Raw genomic sequence first — 18491 nt, 5'->3', positions numbered from 1 at the left:
GTTGCAAATAGCCTTTGATCTTCTTTGCATATATACATAATCAAAAGCAGTATGAGTTGCTTCGCCTGAGATAAAAGCAAAAGCAGCCCCCGAACCGCAGTCGCACCTGCACGGCTGTACCCGTCTGTTTATTGATAAGAAAAGAGGAGATCAGAATGCCTGAGATTGTGGTGTATGCGGTGGAAGGCCGCTCTACTGAGCAAAAAAAGACTTTGATGGTGAAAATCACCGACGCCGTGGTGGAGAGTTTCGGCGTGGAGCGCGATCGCGTGGTGGTGTCGATCGTCGAAACTAAAGCCAGCGATAAAGCGCGCGGCGGCGTGCTTTATAGCGAACGCGGCAAATAGTGCCTCCCGCTGCTTGATCTCTCTTTGTGCGGCTGTCAATTGCAGACTAATCAGGATATAAATGAAACACTGTTTTAATTTCACATTTCCAGTCCAGATGACAGATGCAAGGAGAGACGATGTCAAAGAAAGCTGCCCTACTGCTGGCACCGGGCTTCGAAGAAGCGGAAGCCTTTATCACCCTTGATATCCTGAGCCGGCTGGGCGTCGTGGTAACCACCGTCGCCTGCCATCCGCACAATCAGGTTATCAGCTATCACGGCGTGGTAACGCTGGCAGACCGTTTGCTGGAAGAGACCCAGCACGAGCTGTTTGATGCGGTTATTATTCCCGGCGGCCCGGAGGGTACAATGAATCTGGCCGCGAGCCCGGCGGTGAGCGCCTTTATCCGCCGCCACGACGAGGCGGAAAAGATCATTGCCCCCATCTGCTCTGCGGCGGCGCGCGTGCTGGCGGGCAACGGACTGCTGAAAGGACGCCGCTATACCTGCTCGGGCGAACTCTGGATGCACTACGAGGATGGCGAGTATGTGATGGCGGACGTGGTGGAGGATGGCAATCTGCTCAGCGGCAGAGGGCTGGGCGTCGCTTTTGACTTCGCGCTGCAGCTGGCGCTGCGGCTGACCGGCAAGGCGGGCGCGGCGGATTTCCAGGCGGAGCATATCTACTATGACCGCTGGCGCAGCGATCGCCTGGGCAACTAATAGCGGGCCAGCCTGGCTGGCCCGTTTAAATATTACACGCTCGGGAAGGTAATATTGTTGCCCGGCGCCTCACGATGCAGATGGATAAAGTTCAGGTGACGCTCGTACTGATCGAGAATGTCGATAATCACCTGCTCTTTGCTGTAGTCCATCAGGTCGTTGCCCTGACTCCCCTCCAGCAGAAAGGTTTCCAGCCGGTAGTAGGTCGATTTGCCGCTGCGCGCGCGATAGGTAAAGCCCGGCACGGAATACTGCTGCGGCCACACCTGATAGACGAAATCCTGCTCTTCGCCCAGGTTGACGCGCAGGTCGATGTAGCCCAGCGCGCTCTCTTCCGCCTCCAGTCGCTCCAGGGTCACGCGGCCGCCGCGCAGCTCCAGCTCTTTCGCCACTTCCTGCATCGCCGGAAAGATCACGCTCTCCATCATCTGCTGGGTATAGCGCGAGCCAGGGTAGTTCATCAGCCGCGACAGACGTTTTTTCCAGCTCAGCCTGTCGTTGCTGGTCGCCAGATAGGGCGCGGTATCGCGGCTGGCGCTGGCGCGACGGTAATCTTCTACCTTCAGGGATTTGTAGAGTCCCGCCATCACGAAGAAGATCACGAAGCTGAACGGCAGACCCATTATCACCGTGGTGTTTTGCAGCGCGGAGATGCCGTTGGTCATGAGCATACTCAGCGTCAGCACGCCGATCGCCACCGACCAGAAGATGCGCAGCCAGTTTGGCGCGTCGCTGTTAATGTCCTTCAGCTTCGACGTGAAGTTGCCCAGCACCAGCGAGCCGGAATCCGCCGACGTCACGTAGAACAGCATACCGGTAATGGTCGCCACTGAAGCGCTCAGCTTAAAGGCGGGATACTGCTCCAGCAGCAGATAGAAGCCGCGTTCCGCATGCGCCATCACTTCCTGCGCAAAACCGGTGTTGCCGTGAATAATCTCGTAAAGCGCGGCGTTGCCGAACACCGACAGCCAGAGCAGCGTGAAGGTAAAGGGAATAATCAGCGTGCCCAGCACGAACTCGCGAATAGTGCGGCCGCGCGAAATACGCGCCAGGAACAAACCGACGAACGGCGACCAGGCGACCCACCAGGCCCAGAAAAAGAGCGTCCAGCTGTTCATCCACTGCGTGGGACGATCGAAGGCGAAGGTATTGAGCGTCATGCCCATGAAGCGGTTGATATAGTCGCCGACGTTAAGCACCAGCGCGTTGAGCAGGAAATCGGTTTTGCCGAAAAAGAGCACGAACAGGATGAGGCCGAGCGCCAGCGCCACGTTCAGCTCGGAAAGAATACGAATACCTTTGTCGACGCCGGAGGTCACCGAAATCGTGGCGATAACCACCGAGAGCACAATCAGCGCGGTCTGCGCCGCCAGCCCTTCTGGAATGTTGAACAGTACGTTCAGCCCGTAGTTCAGCTGCACGACGCCGATGCCGAGCGTGGTGGCGATGCCGAAAATGGTGCCGACCACCGCCGCAATATCGACGGTATGGCCGATGGGGCCGTTAATGCGTTTGCCAAAGATGGGATAGAGCGCCGAGCGGATGGTCAGCGGCAGGTTGTAGCGATAGCTGAAGTAGCCCAGCGCGATGCCCATCAGCGCATACATCGACCAGCCGGTCAGACCGTAATGGAACAGCGTCCAGACCATCGCCTGCCGCGCCGCTTCCAGCGTCTGTCCCCCGCCTTCCGGCGGCTGCATATATTGCGTGACCGGCTCCGCCACCGAGAAAAACATCAGGTCGATGCCGATACCGGCGGCGAACAGCATTGCCGACCAGCTCAGCAGGCTAAACTCCGGCTTGGACTGCTCTGGTCCGAGCTTAATCGCGCCAAAGCGCGAACAGGCCATAAACAGCACAAATACGATGTAAAGCGTCGCGGCCAGCATGTAATACCAGCCGAACGTAGACGATACCCAGTTCACTGCCGCCTGAATCCATGCCGCGGCCTGCTCGCTGTAGAGTATCGTCACCAGTGAAAATGTCAGAATCAGTCCGGCCGAGGCGTAGAACACCACGGGATTGATTCTGTCCTTTTCACTTGCAGGTGGATTAATCATCAGTTACCTCTGGTTTATAATAAATTCAACAGGTTATATTGTCCTCCGCGTGCGAACGCGTCTCCTTTATTTTTCTCCTCCTGACCGTTAAGCGTAGCGGTAAAGCGATGCGTTGCACGCTGCGCTTTGCAACAATCCAGGCACAGTATCCTAACAACTTTCTTTTTTATATTGAACGTTCAATCAATAAAAGTTCTAATAGTGGACTTGTTTAGCGGCGGAGCACTTGTCATGCCAAAGGTAGGAATGCAGCCGATACGACGTCGGCAGCTGATTGATGCCGCTCTGGAAACCATTAACGAAGTCGGGATCAACGACGCCACCATCGCGCAGATTGCGCGGCGCGCGGGCGTTTCGACCGGCATCATCAGCCACTACTTCAAAGACAAGAACGGTCTGCTGGAAGCCACCATGCGCGACATTACGCGGCAGCTGCACGACGCGGTGGCAGTCAGGCTCCGGCCGCTGGCCGGCGCCAGCACCGAAGCGCGCCTCTGCGCCATCGTCGAAGGCAACTTCGACGAAAGCCAGCTGCATAAGGCGGCGATGAAGGCGTGGCTCGACTTCTGGTCGAGCAGCATGCATCAGCCTCAGCTCAACCGGCTGGAGCGTGTCAGCAGCCGCCGCCTCTTCTCGTCGCTGGCCGCAGAATTCCGCCGCGAGCTGCCGCGCGACGCGGCGCGCATCGCCGCTTACGGGCTGGCGGCGCTGATCGACGGCCTCTGGCTGCGCGCGGCGCTGGGCGGCAAGCCCTTTGATTTTCAGCTGGCTCGCTCGCTGACGACCCAGTTCATTCGCCAGCAGTTAGCTGGCAACACCCATCCCTGATAAAGGAGGAACCATGTCCCGATTCGCAGAGCAGCACCTCTATATTGATGGCGCTTACGTCCCGGCAGCGGCTGGCGACACCTTTGACACCATCAATCCCGCCAACGGCGAAGTGCTGGCGAAGGTGCATGAGGCTGGCCGCGACGACGTCGACCGCGCCGTTGCCGCCGCACGCAAAGGCCAGAAGGTCTGGGCGGCGATGACCGCGATGCAGCGTTCGCGCATTCTGCGCCGCGCGGTGGATATCCTGCGCGAGCGCAACGACGAGCTGGCCGCGCTGGAAACTCTGGATACCGGCAAGCCGCTGAGCGAAACCGCCAGCGTGGATATCGTTACCGGCGCAGACGTGCTGGAGTACTACGCGGGCCTGATCCCGTCGCTGGAGGGCCAGCAGATCCCGCTGCGCGATACCTCTTTCGTCTATACGCGTCGCGAACCGCTCGGCGTGGTGGCGGGTATCGGCGCGTGGAACTATCCGATTCAGATCGCCCTGTGGAAATCCGCGCCGGCGCTGGCGGCCGGCAACGCGATGCTCTTTAAGCCGAGCGAAGTGACCCCGCTCACCGCCCTGAAGCTGGCGGAAATCTACAGCGAAGCAGGCGTGCCGGACGGCGTGTTCAACGTGCTGCCAGGCAGCGGCGCGGTGACCGGTCAGCTGCTCACCGAGCATCCGGGCATCGATAAAGTCTCTTTTACCGGCGGCGTCGCCAGCGGCAAAAAAGTGATGGCTAACGCAGCGGGCTCGACCCTGAAAGAGGTCACCATGGAGCTGGGCGGCAAATCGCCGCTGATTGTCTTTGACGATGCCGATCTCGATCTCGCTGCCGATATCGCCATGATGGCCAATTTCTACAGCTCAGGTCAGGTTTGCACCAACGGCACGCGCGTCTTTGTTCCCGCCAGCCTGAAAGCGGCATTTGAAGAGAAAATTTCGGCGCGCGTCGCCCGCATTCGCGCTGGCGACCTGAACGATCCCGCGACGAACTTCGGCCCGCTGGTGAGCTTCGGCCACCGCGACAACGTGATGCGCTACATCGAGCGCGGCGTTGCAGAAGGCGCGCGCCTGCTGTGCGGCGGCAAGCGGATGACAGGCGCAGGCTTCGACGACGGCGCCTGGGTCGAGCCTACCGTCTTTACCGACTGCAGCGATGAGATGACCATCGTGCGTGAAGAGATCTTCGGGCCGGTGATGTCGATTTTGACCTATCAGAGCGAAGAAGAAGTGGTGCGCCGCGCCAACGCTACCGAGTACGGCCTGGCGGCGGGTCTGGTCACTCAGGATCTCAATCGCGCGCACCGCGTTATTCACCAGATTGAAGCGGGTATCTGCTGGATCAATACCTGGGGCGAATCTGCCGCAGAGATGCCGGTCGGCGGCTACAAGCACTCCGGCGTCGGCCGGGAGAACGGCCTGATGACCCTGCAGAATTACACCCAGGTGAAATCCGTGCAGGTCGAGCTGGACCGTTTTCAGTCTGTGTTTTGATTAATGAAGAAACCTGAGGAGCGACTAATGGAATTTGATTACATCATTATCGGAGCCGGATCCGCAGGGAACGTTTTGGCTGCCCGACTGACCGAAGATAGCGACGTCAACGTTCTGCTGCTGGAAGCGGGCGGCCCAGATTACCGTATGGATTTTCGCACGCAGATGCCTGCGGCGCTCGCCTTTCCTTTGCAGGGAAAACGCTATAACTGGGCCTATGAAACCGAGCCGGAACCACATATGAACAATCGCCGCATGGAGTGCGGACGCGGCAAAGGGCTGGGCGGCTCATCGCTGATCAACGGCATGTGCTACATCCGCGCCAACGCGATGGATCTCGACGGCTGGGCGGAAGCGCCCGGCCTGGAGTCCTGGCGCTATCACAACTGTCTGCCCTACTACCGCAAAGCGGAAACGCGCGATATCGGGCCGAATGATTATCACGGCGGCGACGGTCCGGTCTGCGTGGCAACGCCGAAAGCAGGCAACAATCCGCTGTTTGCCGCGATGATCGACGCGGGCGTCGAGGCGGGCTATCCGCGCACCGAGGATCTCAACGGTTATCAGCAGGAGGGCTTCGGCCCGATGGATCGTACCGTGACGCCGCAGGGGCGCCGCTCCAGCACCGCGCGCGGCTACCTCGATCAGGCGAAAAACCGTCCGAACCTGAAAATCGTTACGCATGCCACCACCGATCGCATCCTGTTCGACGGCAAGCGCGCCGTCGGCGTGCAGTATCTGCTGGGCGCGAGCAATACCTCGCACAAGGTGCATGCGCGGCGCGAGGTGCTGCTCTGCGCGGGCGCCATCGCCTCGCCGCAGATTTTGCAGCGCTCCGGCGTCGGCGCCGCCAGCCTGCTGAAGTCGTTCGATATTCCCGTGGTGCACGATCTGCCGGGCGTCGGCGAGAACCTTCAGGACCACCTGGAGATGTATCTGCAGTACGAGTGCAAAGAGCCTGTCTCGCTCTACCCTGCGCTGAAGTGGTGGAACCAGCCGAAAATCGGCGCGGAGTGGATGTTCAACGGCACCGGCATCGGCGCCAGCAACCACTTTGAAGCGGGCGGCTTTATCCGCAGCCGCGAAGAGTTCGCCTGGCCGAATATTCAGTATCACTTCCTGCCGGTGGCGATTAACTACAACGGATCGAACGCGGTCAATGCGCACGGCTTCCAGTGTCATGTCGGCTCAATGCGTTCGCCGAGCCGCGGCCATGTGCGCATTAAGTCGCGCGATCCGCGCCGTCATCCGGCGATCCTGTTCAACTATATGGCGAGCGAGCAGGACTGGCATGAGTTCCGCGACGCGATACGCATCACGCGCCAGATTATCAACCAGCCGGCGCTGGACAAGTTCCGCGGACGCGAAATCAGTCCCGGCGTAGAGTGCGAGACCGACGAGCAGCTGGATGAGTTCGTGCGCAACCACGCGGAGACGGCCTACCATCCTTGCGGCACCTGCAAAATGGGCAGCGATGAGATGGCGGTGGTGGATGGCGAAGGCCGGGTGCACGGCATGCAGGGGCTGCGCGTCATTGATGCGTCGATTATGCCGCTGATCATCACCGGCAACCTGAATGCGACCACCATTATGATCGGCGAAAAAATCGCCGATAACATTCGCGGCCGCCAGCCGCTTCCCGCCTCGACGGCAAGCTACTTTGTCGCTGGCGAGACGCCGGTACGAGGCGAACCGCGACGCGCGTAACGCGCTTTAGCCCGCTTCGGCGGGCTTTTACCGTTACATCATCTGCGGCTCGCGGATCGCATTGCCTTTGTCGAAGCGCGCCAGGCGGTACGGCGCGATATCGGTAAAGAGCGGCCGATTTGTCATCAGCTGCGCGCAGAGCAGGCCCGCGCCAGGGCCGATGCCGAAACCGTGCCCGCTGAAGCCTGAGGCGATAAACAGACCGGGCACGCGCGGCATCTCATCGATAACCGGCACCAGATCCGGCGTGGTATCAATCCAGCCGCCCCATGCGTGATCGATTTTAATTCCTTCCAGCGCAGGAAACGCCCTCACCAGAATACCCAGCGCTTCATTAAGAATTTGCCGATCGGGCTCAGGATCCAGTACACGAATCTTCTCGAACGGCGACACCGCGTCATTCGACCAGCGCCCCGCCGCCTCCGGCCCGTTAAAAAAAGAGCCGTTCAGCCGGAGCTTGAGCTTTTTGGCGATCTTGCTGCGGTACATAGGGTAGAACTTCGTCGCATAGCGAATATTCTGCGGCGCGAGATCGAGCTGGCCGCGGCCGGGGATCGCCACGGTGTAGCTGCCGTCCAGCCGGCGGCGGATACAGAGGTCCGGCATGCTCAGACAGCCCTGAATCACCTCCGGCGCTGCCGTGGTTTTAAACGCGGTGCCGAGAATATTGGCGCTGGGCAGGTCGATGCCATACTGCTTGCAGAAGCGCGAGCTCCATGCGCCGCCGCAGCAGATCACCTGGCTGGCGCGCACGCGACCGCGTTCGGTCCAGACGCCGGTGACGCGGCCCGCGCTAATATCCAGACAGCGCACCGCGCAGCGTTGATGAACGGAGGCGCCCAGCTTTTGCGCGCCGACGGCGATAGCAGGCGCCGCCAGCGACGGCTCGGCGCGTCCGTCGGTCGGCGACCAGACGCCGCCGACCCAGCGCGCCTGGTCCCCCAGCCGCTCATGCACCTCTTTCGGCGACAGCAGATGGCTGACGAAACCGATCTGCTGCGCCTGCTTGCCCCACTTTTCCCAGCGCGCCACGTCCGCCTCGTTCTGCGAGCCGTAGAGGATGCCGCTACGGCGAAAGCCGAGATCCAGGCCGATTTCGCCGCCCAGCTCTTCCCAGCGCTGCAGGCTGCGCATCGCCAGCGGCAGTTCGTAGAGGTCGCGGTTCTGCTGCCGTACCCAGCCCCAGTTGCGCCCGGACTGCTCGCCGCCGATCGCGCCTTTCTCGAACAGCGCTACCGCAACGCCCTGCTTCGCCAGTTCGTAGGCGACGGAGGTACCGATAATGCCGCCGCCGATCACCACCACATCGACCTGGTCGGGAAAGGCCGGGCTGTCTGTGACAGCATTGATTTTTATGCGCATAGAGAAACCTTTTAAGTTCAGGGCATTCAGAGATGCTTTTCAGGCGGGATATGCATGATCCACAACACTCTGGCATCGCTCTCGGTATGGTTGAAAATGTTATGCGGCAGATGGCTCTTAAACTGAAAGCTGTCGCCGGTCATCAGGCGCGCGGTATCGCCATTGATCTCCAGCGTCAGTTCGCCTTCAACCACCAGCCCCGCTTTTTCGCCCTGACCGATCAGCATTTCGTCGGAGCGGACGCCTGGGGGGATGTCGATGACCATGAACTGCATATCGTGGTCGCCCGACGGTGACAGCATCTCTTTGGCGATGCCGCGCTTGCCGACGTTGAAGCGCGGCCGCTCCGCGCTGCGGCGAACGTAATGCTCTGCGCCGCGCAGCGAGGCGGCGCTCTCCTCCAGAAAGGCCGTCAGCGGCACTTTCAGCACCAGCCGCAGCTGTTCCAGCACCCTCACGGTGGGATTGGTCAGGTTGCGTTCAATCTGGCTAATAGCGCCGGCGGAAACGTTCGCCAGCAGCGCCAGCTCGGTAATGGTCAGATTGCGCGCCTTGCGCAGGCTTTTCAGCCGCGAGCCGATATCCGTTTCAGCGGCGCCGGGTTCCGCCTTGTGTTGCGATGCGTTTTTCATCTCATGCTCTTGTTTGCCGTCGCGCCTGTTCGCCGACCTGGGTTAAATCAGGGCATGCCCCATTTATCTTTGATGGTCTGAAGCGTGCCGTCCTGTTTCATGGCGGTCAGAGCGCTGTCGATCTCCGCCAGCAGCTTGTCGTTGCCTTTTTTCACGCCGAAGGCCATGGGAGAAACATGTTCCGGCTTATAGCCCTCTACAACGTGCATGCCTTTCAGCCCGCCCGCTTTGGCCTGCGCTTTCAGGATGGGATAGTCGTTCATGCCCGCCGCGATGCGGCCCAGCGAAAGATCGCGCGTCATGTCCGCCGGGCTGTCATAGACCTTCACCTCTTTGGCGATGCCGCTCTGCATCAGACTTTGCGTGTAGTCGGTACCCGCCATGGTGCCCACCACGTCGCCTTTTAAATCCTGCCAGGAGCCATATTTTTTAGCGTTGTCGTCGCGCACCACCAGCCCTGCGCCGAAGGCGGTGACCGGCTGCGAGAAACCGATTCGCTTCGCGCGTTCCGGCGTCGGCGTCATACCGGCGACGATCATATCGATTTTCCCGGCAATAACCGATTGAATCAGCGTTGAAAAAGGTACGGCGGTGAAACTGACCTCCAGATGCTGACGCCGGGCCACTTCCGCCGCGACGTCCGGCATAAAGCCTTCGATTTTTCCACTCTGGGTATTCAGGAAGGTGGTAGGCGCGCTGGAGGGTGGCGACCCCGCCGTTAACGCGGCGGCCTGGGCGTTAACGCTGACCATGGCGGCAAGGCTCAGGGCTATAGAGATATTCAGCAGGCTTATTTTACGGGCGACAGACATAACTCACTCCTGGTTCAGTAGCGAAAGGGCGAACGTCTTTTTCACTATAATGAAATTTATGCTGCCGCTGTCAACGTTTTATTTTGCGAAAACGCCGCACCTCACACATTGCCGAAAAAGCCATTGCTTTAATCATTGGGCCTATCTATAGCTGTTTCTTATCGCGGTAATAACAATTCGCTATCTCGCGAGAACCGGTATTTATTGACAGCGCGTGGCGGGTAAAGATATTCATTATAATGAATTGTCGTTGCCCCAAAACCCGTTACGCAGCACGTTCAGGAGCCTAAGATGGACTGGAGCAGCATTGATACGTATCTGCCCTTTTTGCTGAAAGGGGCTGAAATGACGATCTCTATCACGCTATTGTCGCTGGTGATTAGCACGCCGCTGGGATTAATATTTGCCGCCGCAAAGATGTGCCCGTGGAAAATTATTTCCTGGCCGGTGGCGATGGTGATTAATATTACCCGCGGCCTGCCGATGATTGTGGTGCTGTTTTATATTTACTTTGTTTTTCCCGATATTGGCATCACCCTGACCTCTTTTCAGGCCAGCGTCATCGGCATCGCTTTTTGCTTTTCCACCTATATCGCTGAGATATTTCGCGCGGGCATCGAGTCGGTCGATCGCGGTCAGTTTGAAGCGGCGCGCTCAATGGGCATGGGCTTTGCCAAAGCGATGCGCCGCGTGATCCTGCCGCAGGCGTTTCACGTCGCGCTGCCGCCCTATAGCAATACGCTGGTGATGATGCTGAAAGATTCCGCCCTCGCCTCCACCATCGCCGTTACGGAAATGACCCGACAAGGTCAGCTGATCGCCGCATCGACCTTTGACAACACCACGGTTTATACGCTGGTGGCGGTACTCTATCTGCTGCTGTGCATGCCGCTGATGGCGCTGACCAAACGGCTGGAAAAACGCCAGATTAAAGGAGCCTGAGATGATCGAAATTGACGAAGTCCACAAAAAATTCGGCCGCGTCGAGGTATTGAAAGGCGTCAGTTTTTCCGTGAACGCTGGCGAGGTGGTCTGCCTGATCGGCCCGTCCGGCTCTGGCAAATCGACCATTTTGCGCTGCATCAACGGGCTGGAAAGCTATGAAGGCGGCGAGATCCGCGTGCTGGATCGGCGAGTCGATAACCGCCATAAGAGCATTAACGATTTGCGTCGCCAGATCGGCATGGTGTTTCAGCGCTTCAACCTTTTCCCGCACCGCAGCGTGCTGGAAAACGTCATGGAAGGCCCTGTTCACGTCAACGGCGAGTCGCGCGCTCAGGCGGAGAAGCGCGCCAAATCCCTGCTGGCGCTGGTGGGGCTGGCGGACAAGATCAACGCCTGGCCGGGGCAGCTCTCCGGCGGTCAGCAGCAGCGGGTAGCCATTGCGCGCACGCTGGCGCTGCAGCCGAAAGCGATACTCTTCGACGAGCCGACATCCGCGCTCGACCCCGAACTGGTCGGCGAGGTATTGCAGGTGATGCGTAACCTGGCGCAGGAAGGCATGACGATGATTGTCGTCACGCATGAGATGCAGTTCGCCCGCGAAGTGGCCGATCGCGTCTGCTTTCTGCACAGCGGGCAGATTGTCGAACAGGGACCGGCGCAGCAAATTCTGCTGCAGCCTCAGGAAGCGCGCACTCAGGACTTCCTGCGTCGCGTTCTCGGCAGCAGCGACACCCATTTTTGTCGCCAGTGTCAGGCGGCCGTTTAAAGGCTGCCCCTCTGCGCGCGGCTGGCGCTAAACCGCAAAGGAGGACGCAGCGCCGGCGCGGCGCAGGTGCCTGTGTGCAGGACCGCTGTTCTCATAAAGTTATACAGCTTTTATTCCCTCCACTGATCCGCCGCTTTGCCGCTTGGCTTTTTTGTTTTGCTTCAGATACTTGTGAGAAAACCAGGCAGGGTTATACTCTGATTAACAGTGATTGCTCACTGAAACTAATAATCTCTGCCCCCCTTTTCTCTGCGTGCGGGATAACGCTTTTACTGCGGCCAGGCCTGGCCGGTCGCGCACCGTCTTCTTTTCCGGACACGGAATTCACGACAGCAACGTTGTTCTCTATCGCTTTTCCAACCTGATTGCTATGCCGGGGAGCATTCCGCGCGCGCAATAGCATAGGCCCCCTTTTTCATCCTGATTTTACAGGAGGAGACGATGTTGCCTTTTTCTAGCTTCTGGCAGGCCGGGTACGAAGGCGCCGACCATATCAATACGGCAGGCCAGCGCCTGGTGATGGATGCGTTGACGGGTCATCAAACGCGCTTTCGCAACGACTATCTCGCTCTACAGCATTTTGGCATCCGCACCGTGCGCGAGAGCATCGGCTGGCGCCAGGCGGAAGAGGATCCGGAACGGACGTTCGCCACGCTGCAGGGCAAAATGCAGGCGGCGCAGGAGCTGGGTATTCAGATTAACTGGACCTTCTGCCACTACGGCTGGCCCGACGACGTCGATCTTTTTTCAGACAATTTTGTCCCACGTTTTGCCGCTTTTTGCCAGCGCGTCGCCGCTTTCCTCGCCCCCTGGTATCATCGCGCGCCGATCTATTCGCCGATGAATGAGATCTCCTTTCTTAGCTGGGGCCTGTCGGTCGGACTGTTCGGCAACCACCGCGAGGCGGCTCCCGACGATATCAAGCGCCAGCTGGTGCGCGCGACCCTGGCGGGCTGCGACGCCATCTGGCTGGCCGATCCCCGGGCGCGCTTTCTTCATTGCGATCCCCTTATTCATCTGGTTCCCGATGAAGAGAGCGAAGCCTGTTATCAGCTCACCGCGGAGCTGAACGCCGCGCAGTTTCAGGCCTGGGATATGCTGGCCGGCGCGCGCGCGCCGGAACTGGGTGGCGCGCCGCGCTATCTCGATATCATCGGCGCCAACTACTATCACGCCAATCAATGGGAGGCTAACTCCAATCAGCGGCTGGCGTGGCATCTAGGCGACGGACGACGAAAGCCGCTGCATAAGCTGCTGCTGAATTTAGCGCAGCGCTATCAGCGTCCGATACTGCTGGCGGAAACCAGCCATGTCGGCAGCGGACGTCCCGCGTGGATGAGCTATATCACCGCGCAGATTGCGCAGGCGCAGCTGGACGGCTGCGAGATCCTGGGCGTCTGCATTTACCCCATTATAGAAAGCCCTCTCTGGGAAGATCCTCATCACTGGCCGCGCAGCGGCCTGTGGGATGTCGCCCCTGATTTTACGCGTCAGCTACACCAGCCTACCGCCGCAGCGTTGCGGCAATCACAACGTTCGCTGCACCGGTTTCACGCGCTTTTGTCTCCGGCCGGCGAGCCACAGGAGTCCTCTATGAAACAGTCTGTTTTGGTGGTATTTAGTCATCTTCGCTGGGGTTTCGTCTTTCAACGGCCACAGCATTTACTGTCGCGTCTTGCCCAGCACCATCGCGTGCTGTTCATTGAGGAGCCGGTTTACCAGCCCGGCGAGGCGGGATTGCGACAGCAGTCGCCCGCGCCTAACGTCACCGTTATCGAGCCGCACACCGACGTCGCGGCGCCGGGCTTCCATGACAGCCAGATCGCCGTGCTGCAGCCCCTGCTCGCCACGCTGCTGGATAGCGATGAGCAGCCGCTGGTGTGGTTCTATACGCCGATGGCGCTGCCGCTGCTGGTCTGCTTCAATCCCAGCGCCATTATTTATGACTGCATGGATGAGCTTTCCGCCTTCAATATGGCGCCGCGCCAGCTGCAGCAGCGCGAGTCTGCGCTGCTGAGCCGCGCCGACGTGGTTTTTACCGGCGGCACCAGCCTGTATGAAGCGAAAAAGCATCGCCACCAGAACGTGCACTGTTTTGCCAGCAGCGTCGACGCCGCGCATTTCGAGCAGGCGCTCGATCGCAGCAACGGCCACCCGCTGCAGGAAAATCTGCCTGGCCCGATACTGGGCTACTACGGCGTAATTGACGAGCGTATGGACATCGCGCTGGTCGCCGCCCTCGCCGATGCGCATCCCGACTGGCACATCGCTATGGTCGGTCCGGTAGTGAAAATCGATCCGCTCAGCCTGCCGCAGCGGCCCAATCTGCACTGGTTCGGCCAGCAGCCCTATGAAGCGCTGCCTCATTTTCTGGCCGGATGGGACGTCTGTCTGATGCCGTTCGCGCTAAACGCCTCAACGCGTTTTATCAGCCCGACCAAAGTGCTGGAGTATATGGCGGCGCAGCTGCCGATCGTCAGCACTGCCGTGCCGGATGTGGTGCGCCACTATAGTGACGTGGTGAGCATCGCCGATACGCCGCAGGGCTTTATTCTCGCCTGCGAAACTGCACTTGGGCTGAGCGAAGAGGCGCGGCGTCAGCAGGCGGCGCAGATGGCGGCGATCATCGCCGAAACCTCATGGGATCGCACCGCTGAACAGATGCAGGCGCAGATCGTCAGGCTGCGCGATAACGTCGTGCAGCGGGTTGTCGCGGCGCAAGCGCCAGAAACCACCGACGGCGTGCGTGCGGTAACGCTGCGCCCGGTGGAGTGTCTGATCCTTGGCGCCGGGCCGACCGGCCTGAGCGCGGGCTACCACTACGGCGAAGGCGCGGTGGTGCTGGAGAAAAACGAGACGCCTGGCGGCTGGTGCCGCTCTATCGCAGATAAGGGATTTACCTTCGATTATGCGGGCCACATTATGTTCTCCAACGATCCCTACGTGCTTCAGCTTTACGACAAACTGCTGGGCGATAACCTGCACTGGCAAAACCGCGAAGCCTGGGTTTACAGCCATGACGTCTTTACCCGTTATCCTTTCCAGTCGGCGCTGCATGGGCTGCCGGCAGAGGTGATTGGCGAATGCGTACTGGGCGCGATCGAAGCGCGTTACGGTGTCACGGGCGCACAGGAGGCGGCGCCGCTTAGCGCGGTGCGGTCGGCGGCTAACACTGACTGTCGCGACTGCTGCGCCGACGGCGTGCTGGGCGCCGAGGCGACAGAGCCTGCTGGCGCAGATGCGGCAGAAGAAGATTTTGAAAACTTTATCTTCCGCACCTGGGGTCGCGGCATCGCGCATCACTTTGCCGTTCCATACAACCGAAAACTGTGGAAAACCTCGCTTGCCGACATGGAAACCTCCTGGCTCGGCGGGCGCGTTCCGCTGCCCGATCTTCAGCAGATCATCTCTGGCGCGCTGGCGCCGCTGGATAAACCTGTCGGCCCTAACGCCCGCTTCGGCTACCCTAAGCGTGGCGGTTTTCAGGCGCTGATGAATGGCTTCCTGCCGCATCTTACCTGCGCGCTGGAAACGGATTCGGAGATCGCCGACATCCAGCCGCAAAACCGCAGCGTAATTCTTAAGGATGGTCGTCATTACCACTACGATCAGATGATCAGCACCCTGCCGCTGCCTGAGCTGGTGCGCCTGATGGGCAATCGCGCGCCGCAGGCGGTGCAGCAAGCTGCCTCGCTGCTGCGTCACGTGTCGGTGCGCTGCGTTAATCTCGGCATCGGCCGCGCCAACCTTAGCGACAAGCACTGGATCTACTATCCTGGCGATACGCTATTCCACCGCATTTTCCTGCAGGGCAACGCCAGCCCGGAATGCAACCCGCCGGGCGGTTTTGGTCTGACCTGCGAAATCACCTATCGCGCCGATCAACCGCTGCCGTATGAAGGTGACGCGCTGATCCAGCGCTGCATTGATGACTGCATTCGCGTCGGCATTATTCGCGAGGATGACGTTATCGTCACCGCCAATGAGGTAGATATGCCCTATGCCTACGTGGTTTACGATCATCAGCGCAAAGCCAACGTGGCGCTGATCCGTAACTGGCTGGCGGCGCAGGGCATTCATCTTTCCGGACGTTACAGCGAATGGGAGTACTACAATTCGGATCACGCCTTCCTGGCGGGCAAGCGCGCGGCCGAAACGGTGAAAGCGCTGCTCACTAACCGTAAGACAACGGCGTAACCAAAGCGGACGCCGGGCGCGTTGCGTCTGGCGTCCGCCATCGATCCCGTTAGCAAAAAGGATCTTCCCGATCGCTGGCTTTCTATAATGGGCATTATATAAAGCCAGATGCAGGCACATGGATATTTTATAAACGGCAAAATGGCAGCGCTACGTAAATTTTGCAGCACTCTTTCCCCTGCTTGACCGCCAGAATTCGCGTAGCGCGATCGATTTCAGCGATGTTTAAACTTTATACGAAATGCGCTTATTCTCTCGCCATTTAGCGGAAGTGAAGCCAATTGCCTCTCCGCGCAGCCCTAACGGTAAACTCTCACCTGCTGGCTTTATGCTATTTTTTTGCATTAAGCCGATGATCCGCCAGTAGTCGATTACACTTTCTGTTTCGAGGCAGTCATTACAAGGAAATGAGGTATTCATGAGTCAACTCTTTAGCGCAACGCATATTGGCAAGCTGGCACTGGAAAACCGCATTGTTATTGCGCCGATGTGTCAATATTCCGCCAGCGAAGGCAAGGCCACCGCATGGCATCGCATCCATCTTGGGCAGCTGGCGCTTTCCGGGGCGGGCCTGCTGATTATTGAGGCCACCGCGGTTGAGTCGATTGGCCGCATTACCCCGGGCGACCTTGGCCTGTGGGACGACGATACCGAAGCGGCTTTGCGCACGGTGCTGGAAGATATTCGTGCCTATTCGCCGATTCCGGTCGGCATTCAGCTGGGCCATGCGGGCCGCAAAGCTTCGTGCGCCGCGCCCTGGGAAGGCGGTCATCAGCTGACGCTTGAAGAAGGCGGCTGGGAAACGGTGGCGCCTTCAGCGGAAGGTTTCCATGAAGAGGATCGCCCGCCGCTGGAACTGAGTCGCGACGACCTCGCGCGTATTAAACAGAAGTTTGTCGAAAGCGCGAAACGCGCGGAAAAACTCGGCATCCAGCTTATTGAGCTGCACGCTGCGCATGGCTATCTGCTGCATCAGTTCCTGTCGCCGCTCAGCAACCACCGCAAAGATGAATATGGCGGTTCGCTGGAAAATCGCATGCGCTTCCCGCTGGAAATTTTCCACGCGGTGCGCGAGGCGGTCTCTGATGATATCGCGATCGGCGTGCGTATTTCCGCAACCGACTGGGTTGAGGGCGGTTGGGATAATGCGCAGTCCATTGAATTCAGTAAACAATTTGAGGCCGCAGGCGGCGATTACGTTCATGTATCGAGCGGCGGCCTTGCGCCTCAGCAGTCGATTACGGTGGGACCGGGCTACCAGCTGCCGTTTGCGCGCGATATTCGCAAAGAGGTGAATATTCCGGTTATCGCCGTCGGCCTGATTACCGAGCCGAAACATGCCGAAGCGGTGCTGCAGGAAGGCACCGCCGATCTGGTGGCACTGGCGCGCGGCGTGCTCTACGATCCGCGCTGGCCGTGGCATGCTGCCGCTGAACTGGGCGCGCAGGCGATTGCACCACCGCAGTATCTGCGTTCTGAACCGCACGGATTGAAAGGTACGTTAAAAGCTAACCGCTAACTCTCTCTGCCGGCTCTCTCTTCAGGGCCGGTTTCTTTCCCGTTTCTGTGACGCGCGACAGCAGCGCTTTTTCCGTCTTAAGGTTTCTCTAAGCTGTAAAATGTAAAACTCTACTCAGTTACTGAGGAGAGTAAAAATGAAATCTGCCCTGCTTTTTAAACGCGAAGAATATCTCGCTTTGCTGATCGCGTCTTCAAGCGTAATTAGCTATTTAGCTATCTGGTTCAGAACCTGAATAAAATGTGACGCTGTCACCTATAGGGCGCCGCTCTCTGTCGCGCCTTTGGTTGATGCCGTCATACACTTTCTTATTCGCTCGATATGGAGCGTTAGATAGACCAGTTCGTCCCTTTCCAGGTCGTAGTGATAATTTATTCGCAGGAAATCTTCTATTTTTTTCGCACACCGCCATGCGGTAGCGTAATTACTTTTTATCGTATTACAGAGCGTGTCATCTTCACCAGATTCAGTTTTTCGCGCGTGCATCCGCAGGGCGAAAAACTTCAGATGGGTAATAAATCGCTGATAGCTTAGCGAGTCAGGAATATAGTTTATCTGGAGCTGTTGTTCTACCAGATCCAGTATCTCCTGCATCACTTGCGTCATTTGCATCACTTCCGGCATGGCGCTGTTAAGCTGCGCCGTGACCAAATGAAGGGCAAAAAAACCCGCCTCATCTTCCGGCAGTTGAATATTCAGACGACGGGCGATAATCGCACACGCCTCCTCGCCCATTGCATATTCGTGAGGATAGAGGCGACGGATCTCCCACAGCAGCGCATTTTTCAGGCTGAGTCCCTGCTTCTGGCGTTCAATAGCGTAATGGCAATGATCGGTCAGCGTCAGATAAATGCTTTCATGCAGTTCGCCCAGCTGTTCCGTCGCCCGTGCGATTATGCGATCGCAGGTAATCATCACCTCAAGCGGGATTTGTCGCAGGAGTTCACCCAGCCGACTGTTAAGCTCATCGCTTTGCAAACAGAAGACTTTCTCGATGCGCGCCTTATCCAGCGTCTCACCCGGCCGCTTTTTATACGCCAGGCCGCAGCCCATTACCACGACTTCTCGCTGCTGCGCATTTACCGCTATTACGGCGTTGTTGTTGAGTATTTTCGCTATTTTCATT

14 protein-coding genes are annotated in these 18491 nt (G+C 58.7%); 9 read left to right on the top strand and 5 right to left on the bottom strand.

What is annotated here, in order from left to right:
- The first annotated feature begins 155 nt into the window (after positions 1-155).
- Positions 156-347, top strand: coding sequence for a tautomerase family protein (locus B3229_RS01525; RefSeq protein ID WP_286867973.1), 192 nt, complete (start codon positions 156-158; stop codon positions 345-347).
- A gap of 119 nt (positions 348-466) precedes the next feature.
- Positions 467-1051, top strand: a complete 585-nt coding sequence (locus B3229_RS01520) for a DJ-1/PfpI family protein (RefSeq protein WP_048782588.1) — start codon at positions 467-469, stop codon at positions 1049-1051.
- 32 nt (positions 1052-1083) lie between these two features.
- On the opposite strand, the gene B3229_RS01515 is transcribed toward B3229_RS01520, so the two are convergent.
- On the bottom strand, positions 1084-3111 hold the full coding sequence (locus B3229_RS01515; protein WP_048782590.1) for a choline transporter: 2028 nt from the start codon (positions 3109-3111) through the stop codon (positions 1084-1086).
- A gap of 231 nt (positions 3112-3342) precedes the next feature.
- Here B3229_RS01515 and betI point away from each other — a divergent pair, with 231 nt between their 5' ends.
- The 3 genes from betI to betA are packed head-to-tail and all read left to right on the top strand — an operon-like array spanning position 3343 to position 7132.
- Positions 3343-3939: a transcriptional regulator BetI gene (gene betI / locus B3229_RS01510; protein ID WP_286867969.1), complete on the top strand. Its 597-nt coding sequence runs from the start codon at positions 3343-3345 to the stop codon at positions 3937-3939.
- A 13-nt stretch (positions 3940-3952) separates the two neighbouring features.
- Entirely contained in the window at positions 3953-5425 is a 1473-nt protein-coding gene (gene betB / locus B3229_RS01505; RefSeq protein WP_286867967.1) for a betaine-aldehyde dehydrogenase, read from the top strand.
- Between the two features lie 27 nt (positions 5426-5452).
- On the top strand, positions 5453-7132 hold the full coding sequence (gene betA, locus B3229_RS01500; RefSeq protein WP_286867965.1) for a choline dehydrogenase: 1680 nt from the start codon (positions 5453-5455) through the stop codon (positions 7130-7132).
- 33 nt (positions 7133-7165) lie between these two features.
- Here the strand turns inward: betA and B3229_RS01495 are convergent, their stop codons facing one another.
- From B3229_RS01495 to B3229_RS01485, 3 genes are read right to left on the bottom strand one after another with little or no spacing between them, the layout of a single operon-like run.
- The gene (locus tag B3229_RS01495) at positions 7166-8494 is read right to left on the bottom strand and encodes an NAD(P)/FAD-dependent oxidoreductase (RefSeq protein ID WP_286867963.1); all 1329 of its coding nucleotides are present in this window, start codon (positions 8492-8494) and stop codon (positions 7166-7168) included.
- A 26-nt stretch (positions 8495-8520) separates the two neighbouring features.
- Positions 8521-9126 carry a cupin domain-containing protein gene (locus B3229_RS01490; protein WP_216493239.1) on the bottom strand — a complete coding sequence of 202 codons (606 nt, stop codon included), beginning with the start codon at positions 9124-9126 and terminating at the stop codon, positions 8521-8523.
- A 47-nt stretch (positions 9127-9173) separates the two neighbouring features.
- On the bottom strand, positions 9174-9938 hold the full coding sequence (locus B3229_RS01485) for an ABC transporter substrate-binding protein (protein WP_048782601.1): 765 nt from the start codon (positions 9936-9938) through the stop codon (positions 9174-9176).
- 291 nt (positions 9939-10229) lie between these two features.
- On the opposite strand from B3229_RS01485, the gene B3229_RS01480 reads away from it, so the two are divergent.
- The 4 genes from B3229_RS01480 to B3229_RS01465 all read left to right on the top strand — a co-directional run bounded on the left by B3229_RS01480 (position 10230) and on the right by B3229_RS01465 (position 17365).
- Positions 10230-10880 carry an amino acid ABC transporter permease gene (locus tag B3229_RS01480; protein ID WP_286867959.1) on the top strand — a complete coding sequence of 217 codons (651 nt, stop codon included), beginning with the start codon at positions 10230-10232 and terminating at the stop codon, positions 10878-10880.
- Between the two features lies 1 nt (position 10881).
- Positions 10882-11649: an amino acid ABC transporter ATP-binding protein gene (locus B3229_RS01475; RefSeq protein WP_033790397.1), complete on the top strand. Its 768-nt coding sequence runs from the start codon at positions 10882-10884 to the stop codon at positions 11647-11649.
- A gap of 441 nt (positions 11650-12090) precedes the next feature.
- Positions 12091-15846 (top strand): NAD(P)-binding protein, encoded by a 3756-nt coding sequence (locus B3229_RS01470; RefSeq protein WP_286867956.1) that lies wholly within the window; start codon positions 12091-12093, stop codon positions 15844-15846.
- 418 nt (positions 15847-16264) lie between these two features.
- The gene (locus tag B3229_RS01465; RefSeq protein ID WP_286867954.1) at positions 16265-17365 is read left to right on the top strand and encodes an NADH:flavin oxidoreductase/NADH oxidase; all 1101 of its coding nucleotides are present in this window, start codon (positions 16265-16267) and stop codon (positions 17363-17365) included.
- Positions 17366-17620: 255 nt separating this feature from the next.
- Here the strand turns inward: B3229_RS01465 and licT are convergent, their stop codons facing one another.
- Positions 17621-18490, bottom strand: coding sequence for a BglG family transcription antiterminator LicT (gene licT, locus B3229_RS01460; protein ID WP_286867952.1), 870 nt, complete (start codon positions 18488-18490; stop codon positions 17621-17623).
- Position 18491 lies beyond the last annotated feature (1 nt).

Origin of the sequence: Pantoea sp. UBA5035, from assembly GCF_002415245.1 — a bacterium.
GTDB lineage: Bacteria > Pseudomonadota > Gammaproteobacteria > Enterobacterales > Enterobacteriaceae > Pantoea > Pantoea septica.
This window is presented reverse-complemented; position numbering and strand designations above follow the sequence as displayed.